This window comes from Brasilonema angustatum, from assembly GCF_059505445.1.
Genome location: NZ_JCACKO010000117.1, coordinates 193,712 through 214,556 on the forward strand (window position 1 = coordinate 193,712; position 20,845 = coordinate 214,556).

Genomic DNA, 20,845 nt, shown 5'->3' on the forward strand with positions numbered 1-20,845 from the left:
TCCCTGTTCCCTAAGTGAGATCTTGCACCATTCTCAATAACCGTAGGGTGGGCACTGCCCACAACGTAAAAATAAGGTTTAGAGCGAACTCTAGGCAGTGCCCACCTTACAAAAATTGCAATAACGCAACTGGTGCAAGATGTAAGCTAAGTGATATTTAACAATTTTGCAGTTGAGCTAACAATACTACAATTTCATCAATAGCCTGCCGCACAACTCTTACAGGCTGTTCGCTTTGATTTACCATAATACTGAAAACGATTGGACTGTATTTGGGCGTATTGATATATCCTGCTATGGAAACAACACCGCCCATCGTGCCAGTTTTCGCTTGAACAATACCTTCAGCAGGTGTATTTTGAAAGCGACTTTTTAGAGTCCCGCTTCTGGCTGCAACAGGTAAAGATGCTCGATATACCAAAGCTGCTGGTGATTTTGCCATCGCCTGCAAAGTTTGTACCAAAGCTTCTGGACTCACTAAGTCTTTACGAGATAACCCCGAACCATCTACCAAAGAGTAACCTGTTGAATCAACTCCCATTTGGGTAAGCGTTGCTTTCATGACTTCCAAACCAGCATCAGCAGAAGTTTGATTCTCTGTCGGTGGTTTCTTAATAGCTAATGCCCTCAACAACGACTCAGCAAAAAGATTATTACTATTAATATTTGTTTGAGCGACAAGTTCAGAAAGCGCAGGAGATTCCACATTAGCTAATTCCTCTAGATTCTTGCCATTACTTGATGATACCAAAGTCTGCACAACAGGAATTTTCTCTGCTATCAAAGTACTACGAAAACGACGAGAGAAATATTCCGCAGGAGAAAGAACAGGTAAACTGACTAACTCAGGTTGAGAATTAAGCGCCAACTGTCCTTGAATTTGCAAAATTTTTCCTTTCAAGTCACGAGTAACATTGATAGAATTTGGTTGGTTTTCTGCTGTTGTTACCGACTGATTAATAACTTGCCACTGTGCAGCCTCACTAATATCATTCCAGATAACTTTGAGAGGTTGTCCCACACTTTGCGGCAAAAGTCTTATATTAAAAACATTTTGATTTAAAATTAAGCTGTTAATAGGTGCGCCGTAGTCTGACTGTATATCTTCCCATTGCCAAGAGGGGTTAACAATATCTCCTCGAATATAAGTATCATCAGCAATCAACTGATTAACTCTCTCAATACCCTTCTGTTTCAACTGCTTTGCCAAAACAGTTAATTGTGCATCACCTAAACTGGGATCTCCTCTACCCACAATATATAAAACCCCGTTACCACCGCCATACACAGAAGTGCGAATACGAAAATTTGTCCCTAATTGCTGTAGTGCAGCAGCAGTTGTCAGGAGTTTCGTCGTGGAAGCTGGGGTAAAGTATTTTTGGGCATCCCGACTGTAAAGAGTTTGAGTAGAAGACAAGGGTTGTACTAATATACCCCAACGCGATCGACTGAATACAGGACGATTGATCACAGCATCTATCGATGCTCCCAGTTGGGCAGGACAAATTGATTTTGTGGTAGTTTGTGTTGGTACAACTTGTGTTTGTGCTTGAACTGCTTTAGTGGTGATACCTACTTGGGTTCCCAAGAATAGCAGCAGGAACCCAAGAGAGATTCTTTTCGGCATTATGTGAATAAATATTAAGTAATGGTTTTTGCTTCATGAATGTTTTATTGTATAGACTGTTCCAAAAAAAAATCCCCTAGTCTATCACCTAGAGGATACGAAAACCACGACACAATATGACTACTCATCATATGCTGTCGTGGAGTACAAGACCCAGTTGCTAATCGGTAAGAGGAGGGATTGAGCCTCGTACTGTGTTATATTTTGTGCAAGAACGTATTAACACCTACGATACTCCTGACAAAATCGGCAAAGTTGCCAAAATGCCAACTCCACAAAGAAAACAAAAGTTATCAATTCCTGATTCAGCTTGGGATATCAGGTGTTGATTCAAAAGATTATCTAATCTTGACGCTCCCTTCCCCCTACTCCCTACTCCCTACTCCCTGCTCCCTACTCCCTTCCCCCTACTCCCTGCTCCCTTCCCCCTTCCCCCTTCCCCCTTCCCCCTTCCCCCTGCACTCACTCATTACTGCAAGCTTGTGCTGGTATCCAGACGGTAAAAATTGAGCCAACACCAACGGTAGATTCCACTTCAATTCGCCCGCGATGAAGTTCTATAAGTTGTTTAGTTAAAGCCAAACCTAATCCAGTTCCTGCATAACGACGATGGTAAGGTGTATCAAGTTGGTGAAATTTCTCAAATAGCTGTGATACCTGTTCTTCTGGAATTCCTATCCCGGTATCCTCTATTTGAAATACAGCAGTGTTGTCTTCTACCCAAAGACGTAAAATGACTTCGCCATCCTCTGGTGTGAATTTTATCCCATTAGTTAACAGATTCCACAAAATTTGTTGCACTCTCCTGATGTCAGCACTGAACATGTCGCGCGGCGCGTTGAGTTGCACATCAAGTTTGAGATTGACTCGCTGAGTATTTGCTTTTTCTTTAAGCGCGTTAAGTGCAGATTCTGCTATAGTTATTAATGAAAATTCTGTGATATCTAAAACTGCCTTGCCTGCCTCAATTTGAGACAGATCAAGAATATCATTAATCATTTCTAATAAATGTTCTCCACTATCGTGGATAGTTTGCAGGTAATCTCTTTGGCGTTGAGTCAACTCGCCAAAAGACCAACGTAATAAAGTGGAAGACATGCCGATAACATAAGTTAAAGGTGTAAGCAGTTCATGGCTAACGGTAGCAAGAAATTCACTTTTGAGGCGGTTGGCGGCTTCAGCAGCAACAAGCGCGTCGTGCAACGCCATTGTGCGCTCAACAACACGTTGTTCTAGGGTTTGTTTTTCTTGAGTGAGCGATCGCATTAACTCTGTTTGGTGAATGGCGATCGCAAGTTGTTCGGCTACAGAACTGAGCAAATTTTTCTCACTTTCAGTCCACTGGCGTGGCGCGTTACACTGATGAGCAATCAACAGTCCCCAAAGTTTTTCCTCATACATAATTGGAGAAGCCAACTTTGCGCGCACTCTAGCTTCTCTAAAAAAATTCAACAAATACTCTTGCAGAACATAAGTTTTCTCAACATCATCCACTGCTAAGGTTAAGCCTTTGCTGAACTTTTCCCAATATAGGGTTGTTCGCGCTAAGCTATTTTCTTCTTTGTTATTGAGAACTGACGGAATTTCATCATTAGCACAGACTTCATATATAATACTACCTGCCTGATTAAGCAAATCTTGCTGGGAGGCTTTGGATGATGAAATGCCTTGAGTTCCCTTCTTTGGGTATACCTGCGGTGTATTTGGCGCAAAGCCTGTCCAATGAACATAGTCAGGCTGAGGAGGAATAGGGAAGTGCGCAGATGAAATAGATGAAAGGTTTATTATCTCTTTACTATTGACTCTTGATGCTTCAAATTTGTAAACGACAAGCCTATCTAATTGTAAAAACTCTCGAACTTGTGCAACTGCCGTTGCTATAATGACATGCAAATCCAAAGTTTTACGGATTTTCGTTGTCACTTGATTCAACAGTCGCTCCTGAGCAATCTGTTTTTTCAGGGCTTGTTCCACTGGTTGACAAACAGAAACATGAGGATAAATTTGAGGTGATAATTCTGTTACCTCAGAATTCTGTTGGGGTAAAAAAGACTTTAATAACAAAAGTGAGAATTGACTTTGAAGCTGGGCATCATTAGCAGTAGGAATTTGACTATATTGTTCAAGCTTTTGATAGATATGGGAATCTCGTTCAAACAAATCTCTTAAGTTCAAAACAAAGGAGGCGATCGCTTCTGAGTCCAAACTCAACCTTACATTCAGTGCTGAGTCAAAAACCTGCCCCCTTTGCTCACCCATCTGTTGTGGAAAACCAACAAGCAGAGCACTAAACTGTTCAGAAACGACTACGATAAAGCGTTGTGTCTGCCATTCTTGAGGTATGTCAATTGGAATCAACACAGCTTCTGTGAGTAGTAAAGCCCCCTTTCCTACTGCTTGAGCCATTTGCTGCAATAATTCTTCAAGCTGATCAAACACATTACTAGGCAAGGTTCGAGAGAAACTCAAATCGGCAGAACTAGACATTGTTAGAAACAGGAGTAAAAGGGGCTTTTTGCTATTGCTCAAAAATTTTTGTATTGTGTCCTAACCAACAGTTTAAGACGTTAAGACAAAATTATGCATCGTATTAATGCCACATCGGGAGGATGGAATCCTCAGTCGGAAAGTATCATTTTTCTGGAACAAACCCCTGCTCCCATAGTATTTCTGACGTCTGCTGATACGGACATTCAAACTTTGGCGGCTGCTGTACCCAAATTACCCACGACATTCCCTGCTTTAAGAGTTGCCAACTTGCTGCAATTGCAGCATCAAGTCAGTATTGATAACTATGCCGAAAAAGTTTTAGAGTTCGCAAGCGTGATTATTCTCCGTTTATTAGGAGGACGCTCTTACTGGGCTTATGGCTTAGAAGTTGTGCAAGAAATTGTCCAACGTAATGGTACAACTCTCATTGTAATGCCAGGAGATGACGCAATAGACCCCGATTTCATCTCCCAGTCTACCCTACCTTTGAGTACTGTGAATCAGGTCTGGCAATACTTTAACGAAGGTGGAGTCGAAAATTTTCTCCACGCTCTGCAGTTTATTTGTGATACTTGCTTTTCAACTTTTTTTAATCCTCCATCACCGCAACTTGTTCCCCGCGTGGGGTTGTATGAGTGGGGGAGAGAGCAGGGAGCAGGGAGCAGGGAGAAAAATAACTCCCTCACTTCTAAAGTAGGAATTCTCTTCTACCGTGCTCATTATCTGGCGGGAAATACTAAGGTAATTGATGCTTTGTGCAATGGTTTGGCGAAGCAAAATCTACAGCCAGTTCCAATTTTTGTTTCTTCTTTGCGTGATGTTGATGTTCAAGAAGAATTGTGTGAGTTTTTTCAACCTAAAGACACTCAGCAAATTGCCCAGCTGCTGAATACGACGAGTTTTTCTTTAGCCCGGTTGGAAACAGAAACACCGCAGATTGATTTGTGGCAAAAATTAAATGTGCCAGTGTTGCAAGTTATCCTCAGTGGTGGTTCAATTGAGCAATGGGGGATACAATCTCAAGGACTCTCACCCCGTGATATGGCTATGAACGTGGCGCTTCCAGAGGTGGATGGGCGAATTATTTCTCGTGCTGTGTCTTTTAAGACGATACAAAGTAGCAGTTCCTCTTTGGAAACTGATGTCGTCGTCTATGAACCAGTAGGCGATCGCATTGAGTTTGTCACTTCTTTAGCCGCTAATTGGGTACGTTTGCGTTCAAAACCTCCTCAAGAACGTCGTGTGGCGTTGATTTTGGCAAATTACCCGAACCGTGATGGACGCCTTGCAAATGGTGTCGGGTTGGATACGCCCGCCAGTTGTGTGGAAATTCTTAAGGCTTTGCAGTTGGCTGGGTATCAGGTGGAAAATTTGCCTGACACTGGGGATGAGTTGATTTCATGTCTCACTGCTGGGGTGACGAATGACTCGGAAGGTAGGGAATTGCGTCCGGTTCTACAGTCTGTTTGTTTGGGGGAGTATCAGGAGTTTTTTGCTTCGTTACCAGAAGCTGTACAGAAGGGAATTGGCGAAAGGTGGGGAAGTGTTTTTGAAACGAACCGCAGAGGCGCAGAGGGCACAGAGAAAGAGAGAGAGGAGAGTTTTGCGGTTCCAGGAATTCAACTTGGTAACATTTTTGTAGGAATTCAACCAGCGCGGGGTTATGATGTTGATCCAAGTTTGAGTTATCATGCGCCTGATTTGGAGCCAACTCATGATTATTTGGCTTTTTATTATTGGGTGAGACAATGTTTTGGGGCAGATGCTGTTGTTCATGTTGGGAAACATGGAAATTTAGAATGGTTACCAGGTAAAAGTGTGGCTTTGTCGAGTGAGTGTTATCCAGAAGTGGCTTTGGGAGCGCTTCCCCATTTGTATCCGTTTATTGTGAATGATCCTGGTGAAGGTTCCCAGGCGAAACGTCGTGCTCAAGCTGTGATTGTGGATCATCTGACGCCGCCTCTAACTCGTGCAGAACTTTATGGTTCTTTACATGATTTGGAAAATTTGATTGATGAGTATTATGAGGCGCAAAGTTTAGATCCATCTCGTTTACCAATGATTTGCGATCGCATACGCGAACTGGTTGTACAAGAAAATCTTTTCTTGGATTTGGAATTGAAGGAAAAGGGAAAAGGGATTCAGCGAAAACAAGAATCTTCTGTTTCTAGTTTTGATTTTTCAGTTTTACCTTCACTTGATGGTTATCTTTGTGAATTGAAGGAAGCTCAAATCCGTGATGGATTACATATTTTTGGGCAATGTCCTCAAGGACGACAGTTGCGAGATTTAATTGTTGCGATCGCACGTCATCCCAATCGTCATCATGTCGGGCTGACTCGTGCTTTGGCTCAAGATTTAGGTTTAGATTTTGATCCCCTCACGACTGATTTTAGTACTCAGCTATCAGCCCAAGATATTCAGAGTTTAGGTAACAAAACTCAACACTCCTGTCGCAGTGTCGGCGATGCTGTCGAATTTTTAGAAGAACAAGCCGCCAAATTAGTAGAAGAACTCCAAATTCAGAATTTCGACTTCCCAACTCCGAATTCCTCACTCCCAACTGTCCTTGACTGGATACGTGCTACCCTTCTACCTTCTTTACTACAAACCCACCAAGAAATTACCAATTTGTTACACGGACTCGATGGTGGATATGTCCCCAGTGCCCCGGCTGGCGCACCAACGCGAGGGCGTCCAGAAGTTCTGCCAACTGGTAAAAATTTTTATTCTGTTGACATCCGCGCAATACCAACGGAAACTGCTTGGGATGTAGGTAGAAAAGCTGCTGAGACAGTTGTTGAGCGTTATGTACAAGAGGAAGGTGAGTATCCGAAAACACTGGGATTATCTGTATGGGGAACTGCCACGATGCGGACTGGAGGTGATGATATTGCACAGGCGTTAGCTTTACTTGGGGTGCAGCCTGTATGGGATGGTGCGGCACGACGGGTGGTAGATTTTGAAATTTTACCGCTTTCTGTTTTGGGACGTCCGCGTGTGGATGTCACGTTGCGAATCTCTGGTTTTTTTAGGGATGCTTTTCCTAACTTGATTGATTTGTTCGACTCGGCTGTGCAAGCAGTGGCAGGTTTAAACGAACCGTCAGAGGAAAATCCTCTAGCTGCGCAAGTGCGTCAAGAGACTGAGTATTGGACACAACTTGGTTTAAGTTTACCAGACGCAAGAGTGCGATCGCGCTACCGCATCTTTGGTTCTAAGCCAGGAGCTTATGGTGCAGGACTCCAAGGTTTAATTGAAGGACAAAACTGGACAGATGATCAAGATCTAGCTCGTGCCTACATCAACTGGAGTTGCTATGCCTACTCTTCGTCAGCAACACAAGCGCAGGAAGCAACCGATGCACCAGTACAAGACAATTCCAAATTAGAAGTCTCTCCCTCATCCCCTTCATCCCTTCAACAAGGACGTTCCGCGCCAGAAGCATTTGAAATGCGGTTGCGAGAAATGCAGATAGTGTTACACAACCAAGACAATCGCGAACACGATTTGCTTGATTCTGATGATTACTATCAATTTCAGGGTGGTTTAACAGCTGCAATACGTGCTGTACGGGGAGAGAATCCCCAAACTTATTTTGGTGATCATTCCATTCCAGCCAAACCGCAAGTCCGTCAACTTAAAGAAGAAATCGCACGAGTGTATCGTTCTCGCGTTGTGAATCCTAAATGGATAGCAGGAATGATGCGCCACGGTTATAAGGGTGCTTTTGAAATGGCGGCAACTGTTGATTATTTATTTGCCTACGATGCCACGGCAAAATGTGTGGAAGACTATATGTATCAGGGGATAACTGAGGCGTATTTGTTCGATCCAGTTGTTTCGGAATTTGTCTATCAAAAAAACCCATATGCTTTGCGTGATATGGCTGAAAGATTGTTGGAAGCACATCAGCGCGGTTTATGGGACGATGTAAATACACAAACACTGGAACATTTACGAAACATAGTACATCAAGCTGAAGCAGCTATTGAAGGAAAACAAATGGTGTAAAAAATTATGGAAAATCTTGCGTATTTACACGTATCATCTGTTTACGAGGACTTACCCTCCAGTGAATTAATATCGCTCAGCCGTTTGTTTAAGCAAACAGTAGCACCGGATTGGAAACGTCTGTCTGGTAAAGCTTGGAAATATATGCTACCTTTAGCACTCGGTTTATCTGTTCTGGGTGGTGTGAGCAGCGCTCTAGCACTTGAGAAAGGCGATCGCGGTCCTTCTGTAAAAACTCTACAACAACAGTTGAAAGCAGCAGGCTTCTATCAAGCTTCCCTCACTCAAGTATACGACACTGAGACAGAAGCTGGTGTGCGCCGCTTCCAAAGAGCGGCTGGTTTAGATGTTAACGGTGTTGCTGGATCTGTAACTTTAGAAAAATTAGAGAACTGGCGTACCTCTAATGAAACTTCCCAAGCGACAAAGATCAGCACCAGAAATAACCAAACCAGAGCAACCAGTACAAACAACTCTCAAACTAGAACAACCAGTTCTGAGAATCCATCAGTCACTAACAAGCGTAGCAGTTCTAACATTCTCCAAAAAGGAGATGAAGGTGAAGATGTTAGAGTTCTACAAGAACGATTGCGAATTGCAGGCTTTTATACAGGTAACGCCACATCGGTTTTCGGTCCAATTACTGAAGAAGCTGTCAAGCGGTTCCAAGAAGCTTATAACTTAGCCCCTGATGGAATTGTCGGATCAGCAACCCAAGCAAAACTCCCAACATCCTCTATTGGTTATGGAGAAGATTCACCTACTAACCAACCTACCACTGGAGATAAACTTCGGTTGGGCGATCGTGGTGAGGCTGTAAGAGTTCTTCAAGAACAATTAATCAACGCAGGATACTTACAAGGAGAGCCAAACGGTTACTTCGGTCCTAATACAGCAGATGCTGTACGCCGGTTCCAGACAGATAATTACCTAGCTGCAAGCGGTATTGCTGGTCCAACAACCCGCGCTAAATTGTACAGTATGGCAAATGATGCTCCCACAAGTGGTGATTTTAACGTTTTGGAGATTCAAAGACGACTACGGGATCAGGGTTTTTACAAAGGTGCTCTTAATGGTGTGATGGGAGACGAGACAAAGAAAGCTATTAGACAAGCACAACAATTCTACGGTATCAGTTTGAGTAACGTCAGAAGCGGACGCTTTTAGCATCCGCTCAGGTGTTGGTAGTGTCGATATCTAACAGTTTGCCAACCTCCCATAACAACAAGTTCAAAGCTGCTAATGAAATTTACCAAAATATTTCATTGCAGCCAGCGCTTTCTTGAATCCTAAAACCCAAGTGTTACAGTGGCATGAGTGCTCTTTGGCACTTGGGACAAACAGCATGAATTGTTAATTGGCAATCCAAGAGGTGAAAACCTTCTTTTTGTGCTGTTTTCGCTCCAATTTTTAAAATCGAGTCGTTCTTGAACTCAATTGTCGTGTTGCATCTGACACAAATCAGGTGATGGTGGTGATGGGGATAGGGTTGATTAAGTTCGTAGTGTTTATGCCCTTCTCCTAGTTCTAACTCTCGTAAGATTCCCATTCGCGCCATCAACTTGAGAGTGCGATAAATCGTCGATAGGCTAATTCCCTCGTGTTCGGCTTCTAGCCTTTCGTAAAGATCTTCAGCACTGAGGTGTTCTCCTTGCGGAAGTTCTTGAAAAATGTGTAGAATTACCTCGCGCTGGGGTGTTAAACGCCAACCACGTTCATTAAGTTCTGCCTTTAGCGAGGCTGCTGTATAAGCTGTCATACAATTTTCTCAACAAAGTCCATTAGTTGCGAATATAGCAAAAATTTGGACTAATTTGCAATAATCAAAGGTTCTTGAGAAGAGTTATTAAATATTAAAGGTAAATTTAAAAACTTTGAGCAGTAAGTAAAAAAACAAGCGATCGCTTATCCTATCCTGTATAAATGTTCTCAAAGGCGAATCGAAAGATTGTTATGCTATTAGATGAAAATAACTTGCCATAAGTTAGTGAAAAGTTTTGGGAACGAGGATAAAATGAGTCAATAGCCTAAAGTCAAAAGTCTTTTAGAATAGGCATCTTGCCTTGTGTGTAGAATGTATAAGTTTTTTGACCCACAAACTACTTAGAAGTGATGAGTTAGGGCGTATATTTATGTATAAGTGGTGAGCAAGTCCTGTACCAATGTCTCCGGACAAAGGTATCTGCTGTTTAAAACAGGCTCGTTATAAAGAAGATACTCATACAGTCCTATATCCAGATAACACGCTACTTTGAACGCGCCTGTCCGTACACTTTACGGATACGGCACAGCGGTGCCGTAAGAATACAGCGGATAAAAATGGAATCAGGAACTCACTCTTATCAAAGATTTAGTGGTCAGTAAGACAGTGATGAGTTCAAGTTCTTACTAATTGGATTGAGAATTCGGAATTCGGAATTCCGAATTCTTCTTTTTGAGTAGTAATCATTGACTATTGACTATCGACTAACTAGCTCAAAGACTCCAAGTAGTCGCGGATAAGATTGCGCCGCTTTGGTTGGCGCAGCTTTTGCAAGGCTTTGGACTCGATTTGTCGTACACGTTCCCGTGATAAATCCAAAGCACGTCCAATTTCTGCTAAGGAGTAAGGATGACCATCTGCCAAACCAAACCGCATTAAAATCACATCACGCTCCCGGCTTGTTAAGTCTGACAGAAGATTTTGCAAGTCTTTTTGTAAAGACTCTCGCATTAATGTCTCTTCTGGAGTGATGTTATCAGTTTCGAGTAATTCTCCTAACTCTGTGTCTTTGTCCTTACCAACTTTTGTCTCTAGAGAAACAGAACGAGGAACTCGCAAAAGAACTTCCCGCACTTGTGTAGGAGTCATGTCTAGCTCTTGAGCAAGATCTTCCAAAGTTGGAGTGCGACCTTTTTCTTGTGCGATTTTACGCTGAGCTTTTTTAATTTTGTTCAGCTTTTCTGTAATGTGGACAGGTAGGCGGATAGTGCGGCTAGAAGTTGCGATCGCCCTTGTAATTCCTTGACGGATCCACCAATAAGCATAGGTGCTAAAGCGATAACCCTTGGTTGGATCAAATTTCTCAACTGCTCGTTCTAAACCAAGAGTCCCTTCTTGGACTAAATCCAACAATTCCAAACCACGATTTTGATATTTCTTAGCAACGGAGACAACAAGGCGAAGATTTGCCTTAATCATGTGTTCTTTTGCCTGGAGTCCATTGCTTTGAATTTTCTCCAGTTCTTCCACAGTCATTTTGGCAATTTCAGCCCAACGCCGTTTTCCTAGTCCTATAATCTGCTTAAGCTCTAACAGACTTACACCAGCAGCACCCGCCCAACGTTCAAGAGAAGGACGATGTCCTAATGCAGATGCCAAACGCTCCTGAGTTTCAATCAGTCGGAGATATGGTGCAATCACCTCATCTCCTTCTTCCGCAGCTTTAGACAGAAGTATTCGCATCCGCAAATAGCGCTGGACTTTTTGCGCTTCTGAAACTTCTTCATCCCGTCCTAGTAATCGAACTCGGCCAATTTCTTGAAGGTATAGACGTACTAGATCTGTGCTGCGTCGGTTAAGATTTGCACCTAAGTTAGCAGAGTCAACAGAAGTTATCTCCAGATCTTCAAGTTCATCCATCGGCAACTCAGTTTCGTCAACCGTGATATCTGGGTCAAAGACTGGATCAGATTGTTTGTTATTGAAAGCGGCATCTGCGTAAAAAGATGTTGCTGGCATAAAGATTTGTCTCAATGGCTCCAGGTAACAATAGATTACGGTCAGCTAATTAACTGTTGCTATTGTTCCCGTGATTCTTGAAGAACTAACACGGTTGAGGGTTCCATTTAGGGTTTTTTTTTCAAAAAACCTCTACTTGTTTTTTTTTACACAATGCTCCCGAAAGCTCGGTTGCAGTAGCTTTCCCATGAACCAATAGCTATTTAAATTTCCTAAGGGGCGTTAAATTGCGAATGACCTGATGAAAATTTGAACCTTCACATAATTTTAACTGTAGTTTATGCTGTAAAGTATAAATACATACTCGTGAAAAATTCTCTTCTTTATATGCATAGTCCTATCTACATGAGTCCCTAGGTGCTTTCCTGATAATTTACGAATTTTCCTTCAAAAATGATTAGTTATATCATGTGGACAATAAGGGAGTTAGGAAGTTTTTTCCCTGTGATCCTGTGCTTCCCGTGGTGTTCTACTCTGGCTTCATATCTCGCAGCATCAGTTGTGAAAGTGCTTGTCGGGGTGTGACTTCACTCTGGAGTAAGCGATAAACTTGCTCGGTAATTGGCATGGGAATATTTTGCTGCTTGGATAGCTGCATCAAAACCTGAGTGGTGTTGACTCCCTCAGCAGTTCCTTCTATATGAGCGAGAATTTCGACCAGTGTTTGACCAACAGCCAACTGGTAGCCAACTTGATAATTGCGACTCAAGGGACTGTTACAGGTTGCTAACAGATCACCCAAGCCAGACAAACCGTAAAATGTTTCTAATTTTGCACCCCAATGGACACCAATACGAACCATTTCTGTTAATCCACGGGTGAGTAAAGCTGCTTTGGCGTTGGTTCCCAAGTGCAAGCCATCACAGACACCAGCGGCGATCGCCATCACATTTTTTAGTGTGCCACCCAGCTCTACTCCCAAGATATCATAATTGGTGTAAACGCGAAAACGATCTGAAGAAAACACTACTTGCACGAATTCTGCTGCAGCGATCGCACTGCTTGCTACAACCGTTGCAGCAGGTAACTCCTGTTGTATTTCTTTAGATAAATTGGGACCTGAGATCACAACTACTGCGTGGTTGGGGAAAGTTTCTTGCCAAATTTGTGATGGTGTACAAGTAGTTTGGAGGTCTAAGCCCTTTGTCGCTGTGACAAAAATTGTCTCTGGGGAAATGGCTAAAGACTGTAATTGAGAAGTTACAGATCTCACGCCCTTCATAGAAACAGCAGAAAGGACAACATCAGCACCTTGTACAATTTCCGCCAGCGTTTGAGAACCCTGGCGCGACCACATGCCCACTTTATGACCATTCGTCTTTGCAAGAGTTGCAAGAGCCGTCCCCCAAGCACCTGCACCCAGAATTGCTACTGATTTTGGATGAGTCATTAGTCATTGGTCATTAATTTTTGCCGGGGGTAACGTTCCATTAATCCTCTTACTTCTTCCGCATGATATGAGCTTCTTGTCAATGGTGAGGAGACAACTTGTAAAAAACCTATTTCTTCACCGAAAGCTTTCCAAGCAGCAAATTGCTCTGGGGTGATAAATTCATCGACTTTCAAATGCTTTTGGCTGGGTTGGAGGTATTGCCCAATAGTCAAAATGTCGCAATCTACCGCTCGTAAATCCCGCATGACTTGACGGACTTCCTCATCCGTTTCACCAAGTCCCACCATAATACCGGATTTGGTGTAAATCCAAGGAGCAATTTGGTGAGAACGTTGCAATAATTCCATTGTCCGCTCATAGTTTCCTTGCGGGCGCACCCGTCGATATAAACGAGGAACAGTTTCTGTGTTGTGGTTGAGAACTTCTGGTTGTGCTTGGAGAATCAACTCCAGCGCCTCCCAATGACCACACAAGTCGGGAATGAGTACCTCAATTGTTGTGTGGGGAGAGATAGTGCGAACAGCTTCAACACATCTGACAAACTGCGAAGCCCCACCATCTGGCAAGTCATCTCGGTTCACAGAGGTGATGACCACATGATTGAGTTTCAGGCGGCGTACTGCTTCTGCCAGTCGTGCTGGTTCCGTGGCGTCTAGAGGTTTGGGTTTTTTTTCAAAGTCAATATCGCAGTAGGGACACGCACGCGTGCAAGCTGGTCCCATAATTAGGAATGTGGCGGTTCCAGCTTTAAAGCACTCACCAATATTTGGACAGGACGCTTCCTCACAAACCGTATTGAGGGTTAAATCCCGCAAAATTTCTTTAACGTTACCAACACGCTCCCATTGAGGCGCTTTTACCCGCAACCAGTCTGGTTTAACAGTCACAATCCGTTTCCCAAATTGTACATTGTAAATCCTAGCAAGCTTCATCGATTGGTGGATGAATTTGCATACCACTTTCTCATTTGTCAACCTTTGTGATACTGTATATATAATGTAGGACGTATTGTGTCGGGATGTAGCGCAGCTTGGTAGCGCACTTCGTTCGGGACGAAGGGGCCGCTGGTTCGAATCCAGTCATCCCGATTTGTGTTGTTGATTAACTATTATTTGTCATCCTTAACAGATTAATGTCGTTATTAACGAAATTAACGAATTAACTGTCGTCTTAACAAATTAATGTCGGCGACTTGTTTGTATGGAGCATGATTCTCAATACTGAGAGCATCACTATTTCAAGTGTATGCTCGTTGAAATCATCCCGAACGAATGACATTGCCTGTGTGCGTCTATAAGTGACGCAAACTGCGGCTTTGGAGGAGGCGATTAGAGATTGGTTGCACAAAAAAGATTCCCTTGCTGGTGAAAAGTTGCAGGGGAGTTAAAGGGTTATGCTTAAAACTGGTGGAATAGTCTTAAAATATAAGTTTTGGCAGTTTTTGACCCCTGTTTTCTTAGTCTTTGTGAGAAATCCGGGTTACACCTACATCAATCGGGAAGTTCAATTTATACTTGGAAGTCTTGCATTAAAGTAACTATGTAGGATCTTTTAAGCGTGATTTAGCATTCAACGGAATCGTACGCTCATTTCACCTTGTAGGTGCAAGATAGGAGCCAAGCCATTAATATTAAAAATCCCACAGTAAAGCTAAATGTTCGAGCAAACTTTTAAAAATATTGACGATGTTCTCTGGAAAGAGGCGGGTTGTACTACAGAGTTAGATTACACCGAGCAAACCTCTTGGCTGCTGTTTCTGCAAAAAGCATTTACTGGCGAACTCACCACAGACACCGCCAATCAGACAACAAAAGCCGTTCAAGAGGTAAATGCTGCATGACTACCCTTGAAATCCTTGAAAAATGGCTGAATGCAGCCGCAGAAACAGAACGGTTAGAATTCAAAGAAGCCAAGCAACAGTATGATACAACCAAATTGTTACGCTACTGCGTGGCTTTAGCCAACGAAGGTGGTGGATATCTGGTTTTGGGCGTAACCGACAAACGTCCACGTCGTGTCGTAGGTTCCCAAGCTTTTCTATGCGCAACCGACCTCAACGATATCAAATCTCGCATCGTGGACAAACTCAGATTTCGGGTAGACGCTACAGAATTGTTGCATTCTGATGGACGAGTCTTGGTTTTTGAAGTACCAACCCGTCCCGTCGGGCAACCATTAGCGTTTGATGGAGCTTACCTAATGAGGGCGGGAGAAGATTTGGTGCCGATGACACCAGATGTACTCAAGAAAATTTTTGCCGAAGAGCAACAAGATTGGTTTTGCCAACCTGCTCAATGTAACGCTAGTCCGGACGATGTAATCGCCCTCCTAGATACCCAAACATACTTTGAACTGCTAAAAATTCCCTATCCAACTACCCGCGATGCCGTCCTAGAACGATTGCAGAGCCAACATTTAATTAAACAAACAGCACAGGGTTGGACAATCACAAATCTAGCTGCCATTCTTTTGGCAAAAAAACTGGATGCCTTTTCCCCGGCATTGGCTCGTAAAGCACCCCGTGTTGTGATCTATGAAGGTATCGATAAGCTAAAAACTCGTAATGATACGACAGGTATCCGAGGATATGCCGTTGGCTTTGAGGGGTTAGTGGATTTTGTCCACTCAGCAGCACCGCAAAATCGCTTTATCGAGGAAGTTGTGCGGGAAGAAGTAAAGATGTTTCCGGAACAGGCTTTACGAGAACTTATTGCTAATGCTTTGGTGCATCAGGATTTTCTAGCAACAGGTACTTCAGTGATGATCGAGATGTATAGCGATCGCATTGAGATATCTAATCCTGGTATCCCACCTATTAAGGTAGAGCGATTTATTGATGAAAATCGCTCCCGTAACGAACAACTCGCTGACGTAATGCGACGTTTCGGTATATGTGAAGAAAAAGGCAGTGGCATTGATAAAGTTGTAAGCACAGCAGAAGTGTTTCAACTACCCGCACCAGATTTTCGAGTAGGTGACACACGCACTATAGCAGTGCTGTTTGCTCATCAGGATTTTGCCGACATGAGCAAAACAGACCGAATTCGAGCCTGCTACCAGCATTGCTGTCTGCTGTATGTCAGCAATCAACGAATGTCTAACCAAACCCTACGGGAGCGGTTTCGCCTAAGTGAGTCAAAGGCAGTAATCGTTTCTCAGATTATAGGAGCTACCAAAGAAAATGGTTGGATTAAGACGGACGAGTCCGAATCAACCTCAACCCGCTATGCTCGCTATCTCCCTTTTTGGGCATAAAAGTGCTTAAACGCAAACCGAGATGAGTCACTCTCAAAACCTGAAACCCTTGCATAAGCAGCATAAAAGTGCTTAAACGCAAATCGAGATGAGTCACTCTCAAAACCTGAAATCTTTGCATAAGCAGCATAAAAGTGCTTAAACGCAAATCGAGATGAGCGAAATATGAACGAAGCCGAAACCCGCGCCGAATTAATTGACCCCGCACTCAAAGCCGCAGGCTGGGGTATCATCGAAGGTAGTCGCATCCGCCGCGAAGTTATTGCCCCTGGTCGCTTAATTGGCAACAGTAAACGCGCCCAAGCAGACATCGCCGATTATGTGCTGGTTTATCGTGGTGAAAAACTCGCCGTCATCGAAGCCAAAAAACGCGACTTACCAGATACCGAAGGTTTAGGACAAGCCAAAAAATACGCCGAAAAGTTGCAGACTCGATTTGCCTACTCTACAAATGGCATCGGTATCTACCAAGTAGATATGCACACAGGGACAGAATGAACAAAGCTGAAACCCGCGCCAAACTTATTCATTAACAACCACCAAAAATTTGACTTATGCTGATCCAGAAGATTGTCCAAGAACTACAAGACATCCCCGAAGACAAACTAGCAGAACTTTATGACCTAATTCACTACTTTCGACTAGGTTTAAGTCAAGAACGTACACAACCCCGCACCCCTGGTTTATTGAAAGGACAACTCGGCGATGCTTTCTTTGAACCACTCCCAGAAGAGGAACAACAGCAATGGGAATGAGCTACTTCATCGACACCCATATCCTGCTGTGGTGGCTCTTTGACGATCCAAAACTCGATACCACTTGCCGAGATATCATTCGCAACCCAGATCATCGCATCATTGTCAGCAGTGCTTCCGCTTGGGAAATTGCCACCAAATACCGCATCGGTAAACTACCCGAAGCCAAACAACTCGTTGAGCAATATTCACAGATATTGCATCAGGCTAAATTTATCGAACTTGCCATCACCTCAGCCCATGCGCTTAGAGCAGGAAGCCTACCGATTGCCCACCGAGATCCCTTTGATCGCATGATCATGGCTCAGGCTGAACTCGAAAGCTTGCCTGTTATCACCTACGACGCAGCCTTTCAGACTGGACTGATTCAGATCATTCCCAATCTCAAGTAAAGACTATGAACGAAGCTGAAACCCGCGCCGAACTGATCGACATACAGTCACGTCATCGGCAAAGTGAGAGTAAACGCCGTCTGCCCATCCGATGTGGAGTCAAGGGTGAGATCGCCACGATGTGCCCGAGCAATTTCACGAGCTAAGCTGAGTCCCAGTCCGATTCCTTCTACCTTGCGGGTTCGAGCAGGATCACCGCGATGGAAGCGGTCAAAAATGCGCGAGCGATCGCCCACCGAAATCTCTTTTGAAGCATTGGCGATCGTTACATGCAGAGTTGTTTGAGTTTGCCATGCGTGAATTTGTATCCAGCCGTTAGGGAGATTGTATTTGATAGCATTACTAAATAAATTTTGCAGAACTTGAATCAGGAGATCGCGATCGCCCTGTACCCGTAGCCCATCACTAATGTCAGTTTGCACACTCAGGTGGGGAGCCAGGAGTTCCACATCTTCTAACATCTCCATGAGCAACTCAGACATATCTACCTCAACCAGAAACAACTTCATTTGTCCCGCATCTGCCAAAGACAACAGCAAAAGTTTCCGTGTAATACCACTGAGGCGACGCACCTCATCCAACAAATTACTTAAGCGCTGTTGGACTTCACTTCCAGAGTCAACCTGTTGCAGTGTTCGTTCCAGTTCGCCTTGCAGAATCGTCAGTGGGGTTTTCAGTTCGTGAGCTGCGTCAGCACTGAAGCGGGAAGCTTGTGTAAAACTGCGTTCCAGGCGTTCCAGCATTTGATTAAACACCTGAATCAATTCGACAAATTCAACATCCGTTGTCCCAATCGGAATCCGCTGATCTAGCCCTTTAACTGTCACTTGTTGAATAACGCCTGTTAATTGCCGGATGGGACGCAAAGCACCACCAGAAACGAACCATGCCCCAAAAGCAACTAGCAAAAGCGCTCCTGGAATTGAAACAAGGAAGATATTGCGAATGGTACCCATCTCTTGATCAACGGCTTCCAGACTAACGGCGATCGCAACCTGAACATTGGGAAATTTAAGTGCCCCAATCCGCCAAAGTCCTGTTGTTGTCTGTTGAGTGACGAATTCAGGTGGGCGTCGTGGGCGAAGCAACGGTGGTGGCTTGACAGGTGGATCTGTACTCTCGGGTTTTGGCGGTGGTTCTTTAGGAAACCGTGGCAAAGGTGTCAACTCAAGACGCCTAAGCAACAGACGATTCACGTCCTTATCGGCAGGCACTTCGTTGGATTTATAAAGTGTGTTGCCCTTTGTGTCAAGCACCAGCACGGCGATGGGGATTTTTGTATTTGTTCCAAAGCTATAGGGTAATGACTCTCCGTAGAATTGCCATCGCTCTCGTTGAGGTGAACGGTTTGCCCGTATCAACTGATTGAACAGTTGTGCATCAAGGCGAGCGATCTGAGTATTGTAAATCTGGAACCAGGAGACTGCACCAAACCCTACTAATGCGCTTCCAGCCAAACCCGCAGACAATAGGGCAATCCGGAGTCGAAACGAACGCAGTTTCATAATCATGGATCTGGTTTGCGAAACCGATATCCAACCCCTCGAATGCTTTCAATCCAGCCTACTTCATCAACGGGGTCAATTTTTTTACGAATTCGCTGGATACAAACATCCACAACATTGGTGTTGGGGTTAAAGTCGTAGCCCCAAACGTGTTCCAGGATTTGGGTACGAGTGAAAACCCGTCCAGGAGAGCGCATAAGATACTCCAGAAGATTAAACTCGCGGCTGGTAAGTTCTATTGCTTGTTGATTGCAAGTGACTTTTCGCGTGATCCGATCAAGTTTGAGAGAGCCAACCGAAAGCAAATTTTGGCGATCGCCCACACTCGGGCGCACAACAGCATGAATTCGAGCCGCTAACTCTTCCACAAAAAACGGTTTAGCAATGTAGTCATCAGCTCCCAAATTCAACCCGGACAGGCGATCGTCCAGTTCATTGCGAGCCGTCAACAAAATTACGGGGGCATTTCGACCTGAGCGCCGCAGTTGTTTAAGAATCGATAGTCCATCTTTACCTGGTACCATGATGTCGAGCACAATCACATCGTATTCATTGTCTAATGCTCGCAGATATCCTTCATCACCGTTGTCGCAATAATCTACGACAAATCCCTGCTCCTTCAGTCCAGCCTGGACAAAGTTAGCAATTTTTGCTTCGTCTTCGACAAACAGAACATTCACAACAATTCATTACTCGACCTATTGCTCCATTCTAGATTCATTACCATTTGGTTCAAATTACAAAAGTGTAATTCAAATACAACGCGGGCTGTCATTTTCAGGTGGCTCAATTATCAATGTGATTATCAAATACTTTTAGAGGTTGATTGTGATGAATATTCGTCGAGTGTTAGCCACAGCAGCGATTCCTTTTGTAATTGGCACATTCGGTTTTGCTGTAGCCGAGCAAGCGATCGCCCAAGTTCCATCGAATCGGATCACACAGATTGCACAACGGCCCGATAGAAAACCTCCTAAACCCAAGGCTTGCAAACCCCGCCCAGGTAAAAAGTGTCCTCCTCCCCAACCTCCCCGACGTCCTAATTGAGGGTACGGCTCAAAATTGCGTAGGATTCAATAACTTAATAACCGTTTGAAAGCGCAGAGTGAAGTACACACCATCAAAACGGAGTACCGTTTATGATGGGGGCTTCCAGTTTCATTGGTCAATGCCACGTTGGGTATACCACAAGGGTATTCGTCACTCAAAACGATGATGGTCTTACTTGTCCTCCGGAGGTTTGGAACGCGTCCCTTACTCCCGTACACCCGTGTGTACCCTGGCAGCAACCCGCCTCCCGCAGGTTGTTGAATTATTTTTCGAGGTTTAACATGGAGTGTGCTTTTGCATTCCAGCGGTTTCACCGATTTCCTGAGCTTTGATCTTTCTGTGGTAAGCGTCGTACCGCTACTTAACCTATCTGTTCCGACACAATCAGGAGGGTCAGCGACCAATAATATGATACAACATCAAACATGTGAATTCCAGGAATATTGGCAACTTCGCGCTAACGCGCCGCTCCGCTAACATACATCTTTTCTTTCTTTTACCTTTGGTAAAAATAAATTAAAAATGCAATCGTCGCTGCCCGTCTTATATCCCGACACTAAACCGAGTGCCATTAGAGTGTGGGACTTACGACGAAGAAGTTAACACTGGAGAGGATCTCGCACTTCGCAGCGATAAGCCCGCT

At 44.0% G+C, this 20,845-nt stretch carries 15 protein-coding genes, 1 tRNA gene and 1 pseudogene; 9 read left to right on the forward strand and 8 right to left on the reverse strand.

The features are described 5' to 3' along the window. Positions 1–157 precede the first annotated feature (157 nt). On the reverse strand, positions 158–1,627 hold the full coding sequence (gene dacB, locus AC5JM2_RS19495) for a D-alanyl-D-alanine carboxypeptidase/D-alanyl-D-alanine endopeptidase (protein ID WP_495836493.1): 1,470 nt from the start codon (positions 1,625–1,627) through the stop codon (positions 158–160). A gap of 462 nt (positions 1,628–2,089) precedes the next feature. Continuing rightward, positions 2,090–4,114, reverse strand: a complete 2,025-nt coding sequence (locus tag AC5JM2_RS19500; RefSeq protein ID WP_495836494.1) for a GAF domain-containing sensor histidine kinase — start codon at positions 4,112–4,114, stop codon at positions 2,090–2,092. A gap of 93 nt (positions 4,115–4,207) precedes the next feature. Here AC5JM2_RS19500 and cobN point away from each other — a divergent pair, with 93 nt between their 5' ends. Then, a complete protein-coding gene (cobN, locus tag AC5JM2_RS19505; RefSeq protein WP_495836495.1) occupies positions 4,208–8,131 on the forward strand; it encodes a cobaltochelatase subunit CobN in 3,924 nt (1,307 codons plus the stop codon). 6 nt (positions 8,132–8,137) lie between these two features. Continuing rightward, entirely contained in the window at positions 8,138–9,298 is a 1,161-nt protein-coding gene (locus AC5JM2_RS19510) for a peptidoglycan-binding domain-containing protein (protein WP_495836496.1), read from the forward strand. A gap of 136 nt (positions 9,299–9,434) precedes the next feature. On the opposite strand, the gene AC5JM2_RS19515 is transcribed toward AC5JM2_RS19510, so the two are convergent. From AC5JM2_RS19515 to lipA, 4 genes are all read right to left on the reverse strand, one after another. After that, positions 9,435–9,890 (reverse strand): Fur family transcriptional regulator, encoded by a 456-nt coding sequence (locus AC5JM2_RS19515; RefSeq protein WP_169153439.1) that lies wholly within the window; start codon positions 9,888–9,890, stop codon positions 9,435–9,437. A gap of 711 nt (positions 9,891–10,601) precedes the next feature. Further along, a complete protein-coding gene (sigC, locus tag AC5JM2_RS19520; protein ID WP_495836497.1) occupies positions 10,602–11,852 on the reverse strand; it encodes an RNA polymerase sigma factor SigC in 1,251 nt (416 codons plus the stop codon). Positions 11,853–12,321: 469 nt separating this feature from the next. After that, the gene (locus tag AC5JM2_RS19525) at positions 12,322–13,242 is read right to left on the reverse strand and encodes an NAD(P)H-dependent glycerol-3-phosphate dehydrogenase (RefSeq protein ID WP_495836498.1); all 921 of its coding nucleotides are present in this window, start codon (positions 13,240–13,242) and stop codon (positions 12,322–12,324) included. Then, the gene (gene lipA / locus AC5JM2_RS19530; protein ID WP_495836499.1) at positions 13,242–14,177 is read right to left on the reverse strand and encodes a lipoyl synthase; all 936 of its coding nucleotides are present in this window, start codon (positions 14,175–14,177) and stop codon (positions 13,242–13,244) included. Before lipA ends, AC5JM2_RS19525 begins: the two co-directional genes overlap by 1 nt. 82 nt (positions 14,178–14,259) lie before the next feature. Here lipA and AC5JM2_RS19535 point away from each other — a divergent pair. From AC5JM2_RS19535 to AC5JM2_RS19560, 6 genes and pseudogenes are all read left to right on the forward strand, one after another. Next, positions 14,260–14,333 (forward strand) — tRNA-Pro (locus tag AC5JM2_RS19535). Positions 14,334–14,899: 566 nt separating this feature from the next. Then, a complete protein-coding gene (locus AC5JM2_RS19540) occupies positions 14,900–15,085 on the forward strand; it encodes a hypothetical protein (protein ID WP_495836500.1) in 186 nt (61 codons plus the stop codon). Further along, the gene (locus tag AC5JM2_RS19545; RefSeq protein WP_495836501.1) at positions 15,082–16,500 is read left to right on the forward strand and encodes an ATP-binding protein; all 1,419 of its coding nucleotides are present in this window, start codon (positions 15,082–15,084) and stop codon (positions 16,498–16,500) included. Before AC5JM2_RS19540 ends, AC5JM2_RS19545 begins: the two co-directional genes overlap by 4 nt. Before the next feature lie 165 nt (positions 16,501–16,665). Continuing rightward, positions 16,666–16,995: pseudogene (locus tag AC5JM2_RS19550) on the forward strand (type I restriction enzyme HsdR N-terminal domain-containing protein); the annotation flags it as partial. 59 nt (positions 16,996–17,054) lie between these two features. After that, positions 17,055–17,255: a hypothetical protein gene (locus AC5JM2_RS19555; RefSeq protein WP_495836502.1), complete on the forward strand. Its 201-nt coding sequence runs from the start codon at positions 17,055–17,057 to the stop codon at positions 17,253–17,255. Next, positions 17,252–17,647, forward strand: coding sequence for a type II toxin-antitoxin system VapC family toxin (locus AC5JM2_RS19560; protein WP_495836503.1), 396 nt, complete (start codon positions 17,252–17,254; stop codon positions 17,645–17,647). Before AC5JM2_RS19555 ends, AC5JM2_RS19560 begins: the two co-directional genes overlap by 4 nt. 47 nt (positions 17,648–17,694) lie before the next feature. Here the strand turns inward: AC5JM2_RS19560 and AC5JM2_RS19565 are convergent, their stop codons facing one another. Both AC5JM2_RS19565 and AC5JM2_RS19570 read right to left on the reverse strand, forming a co-directional pair. Further along, entirely contained in the window at positions 17,695–19,152 is a 1,458-nt protein-coding gene (locus tag AC5JM2_RS19565; RefSeq protein WP_495836504.1) for an ATP-binding protein, read from the reverse strand. Between the two features lie 2 nt (positions 19,153–19,154). Next, positions 19,155–19,832 (reverse strand): response regulator transcription factor, encoded by a 678-nt coding sequence (locus tag AC5JM2_RS19570; protein ID WP_495836505.1) that lies wholly within the window; start codon positions 19,830–19,832, stop codon positions 19,155–19,157. 151 nt (positions 19,833–19,983) lie between these two features. Between AC5JM2_RS19570 and AC5JM2_RS19575 the strand changes: the two genes are divergently transcribed. After that, positions 19,984–20,199 (forward strand): hypothetical protein, encoded by a 216-nt coding sequence (locus AC5JM2_RS19575; RefSeq protein ID WP_210614153.1) that lies wholly within the window; start codon positions 19,984–19,986, stop codon positions 20,197–20,199. Positions 20,200–20,845: the final 646 nt, after the last annotated feature.

Bases quoted from the DNA above. Each gene is read 5' to 3' on its own strand.
- dacB (WP_495836493.1), bottom strand. From the start codon at position 1,627: ATGCCGAAAAGAATCTCTCTTGGGTTCCTGCTGCTATTCTTGGGAACC.
- AC5JM2_RS19500 (WP_495836494.1), bottom strand. From the start codon at position 4,114: ATGTCTAGTTCTGCCGATTTGAGTTTCTCTCGAACCTTGCCTAGTAAT.
- cobN (WP_495836495.1), top strand. From the start codon at position 4,208: ATGCATCGTATTAATGCCACATCGGGAGGATGGAATCCTCAGTCGGAA.
- AC5JM2_RS19510 (WP_495836496.1), top strand. From the start codon at position 8,138: ATGGAAAATCTTGCGTATTTACACGTATCATCTGTTTACGAGGACTTA.
- AC5JM2_RS19515 (WP_169153439.1), bottom strand. From the start codon at position 9,890: ATGACAGCTTATACAGCAGCCTCGCTAAAGGCAGAACTTAATGAACGT.
- sigC (WP_495836497.1), bottom strand. From the start codon at position 11,852: ATGCCAGCAACATCTTTTTACGCAGATGCCGCTTTCAATAACAAACAA.
- AC5JM2_RS19525 (WP_495836498.1), bottom strand. From the start codon at position 13,242: ATGACTCATCCAAAATCAGTAGCAATTCTGGGTGCAGGTGCTTGGGGG.
- lipA (WP_495836499.1), bottom strand. From the start codon at position 14,177: ATGAAGCTTGCTAGGATTTACAATGTACAATTTGGGAAACGGATTGTG.
- AC5JM2_RS19540 (WP_495836500.1), top strand. From the start codon at position 14,900: ATGTTCGAGCAAACTTTTAAAAATATTGACGATGTTCTCTGGAAAGAG.
- AC5JM2_RS19545 (WP_495836501.1), top strand. From the start codon at position 15,082: ATGACTACCCTTGAAATCCTTGAAAAATGGCTGAATGCAGCCGCAGAA.
- AC5JM2_RS19555 (WP_495836502.1), top strand. From the start codon at position 17,055: ATGCTGATCCAGAAGATTGTCCAAGAACTACAAGACATCCCCGAAGAC.
- AC5JM2_RS19560 (WP_495836503.1), top strand. From the start codon at position 17,252: ATGAGCTACTTCATCGACACCCATATCCTGCTGTGGTGGCTCTTTGAC.
- AC5JM2_RS19565 (WP_495836504.1), bottom strand. From the start codon at position 19,152: ATGAAACTGCGTTCGTTTCGACTCCGGATTGCCCTATTGTCTGCGGGT.
- AC5JM2_RS19575 (WP_210614153.1), top strand. From the start codon at position 19,984: ATGAATATTCGTCGAGTGTTAGCCACAGCAGCGATTCCTTTTGTAATT.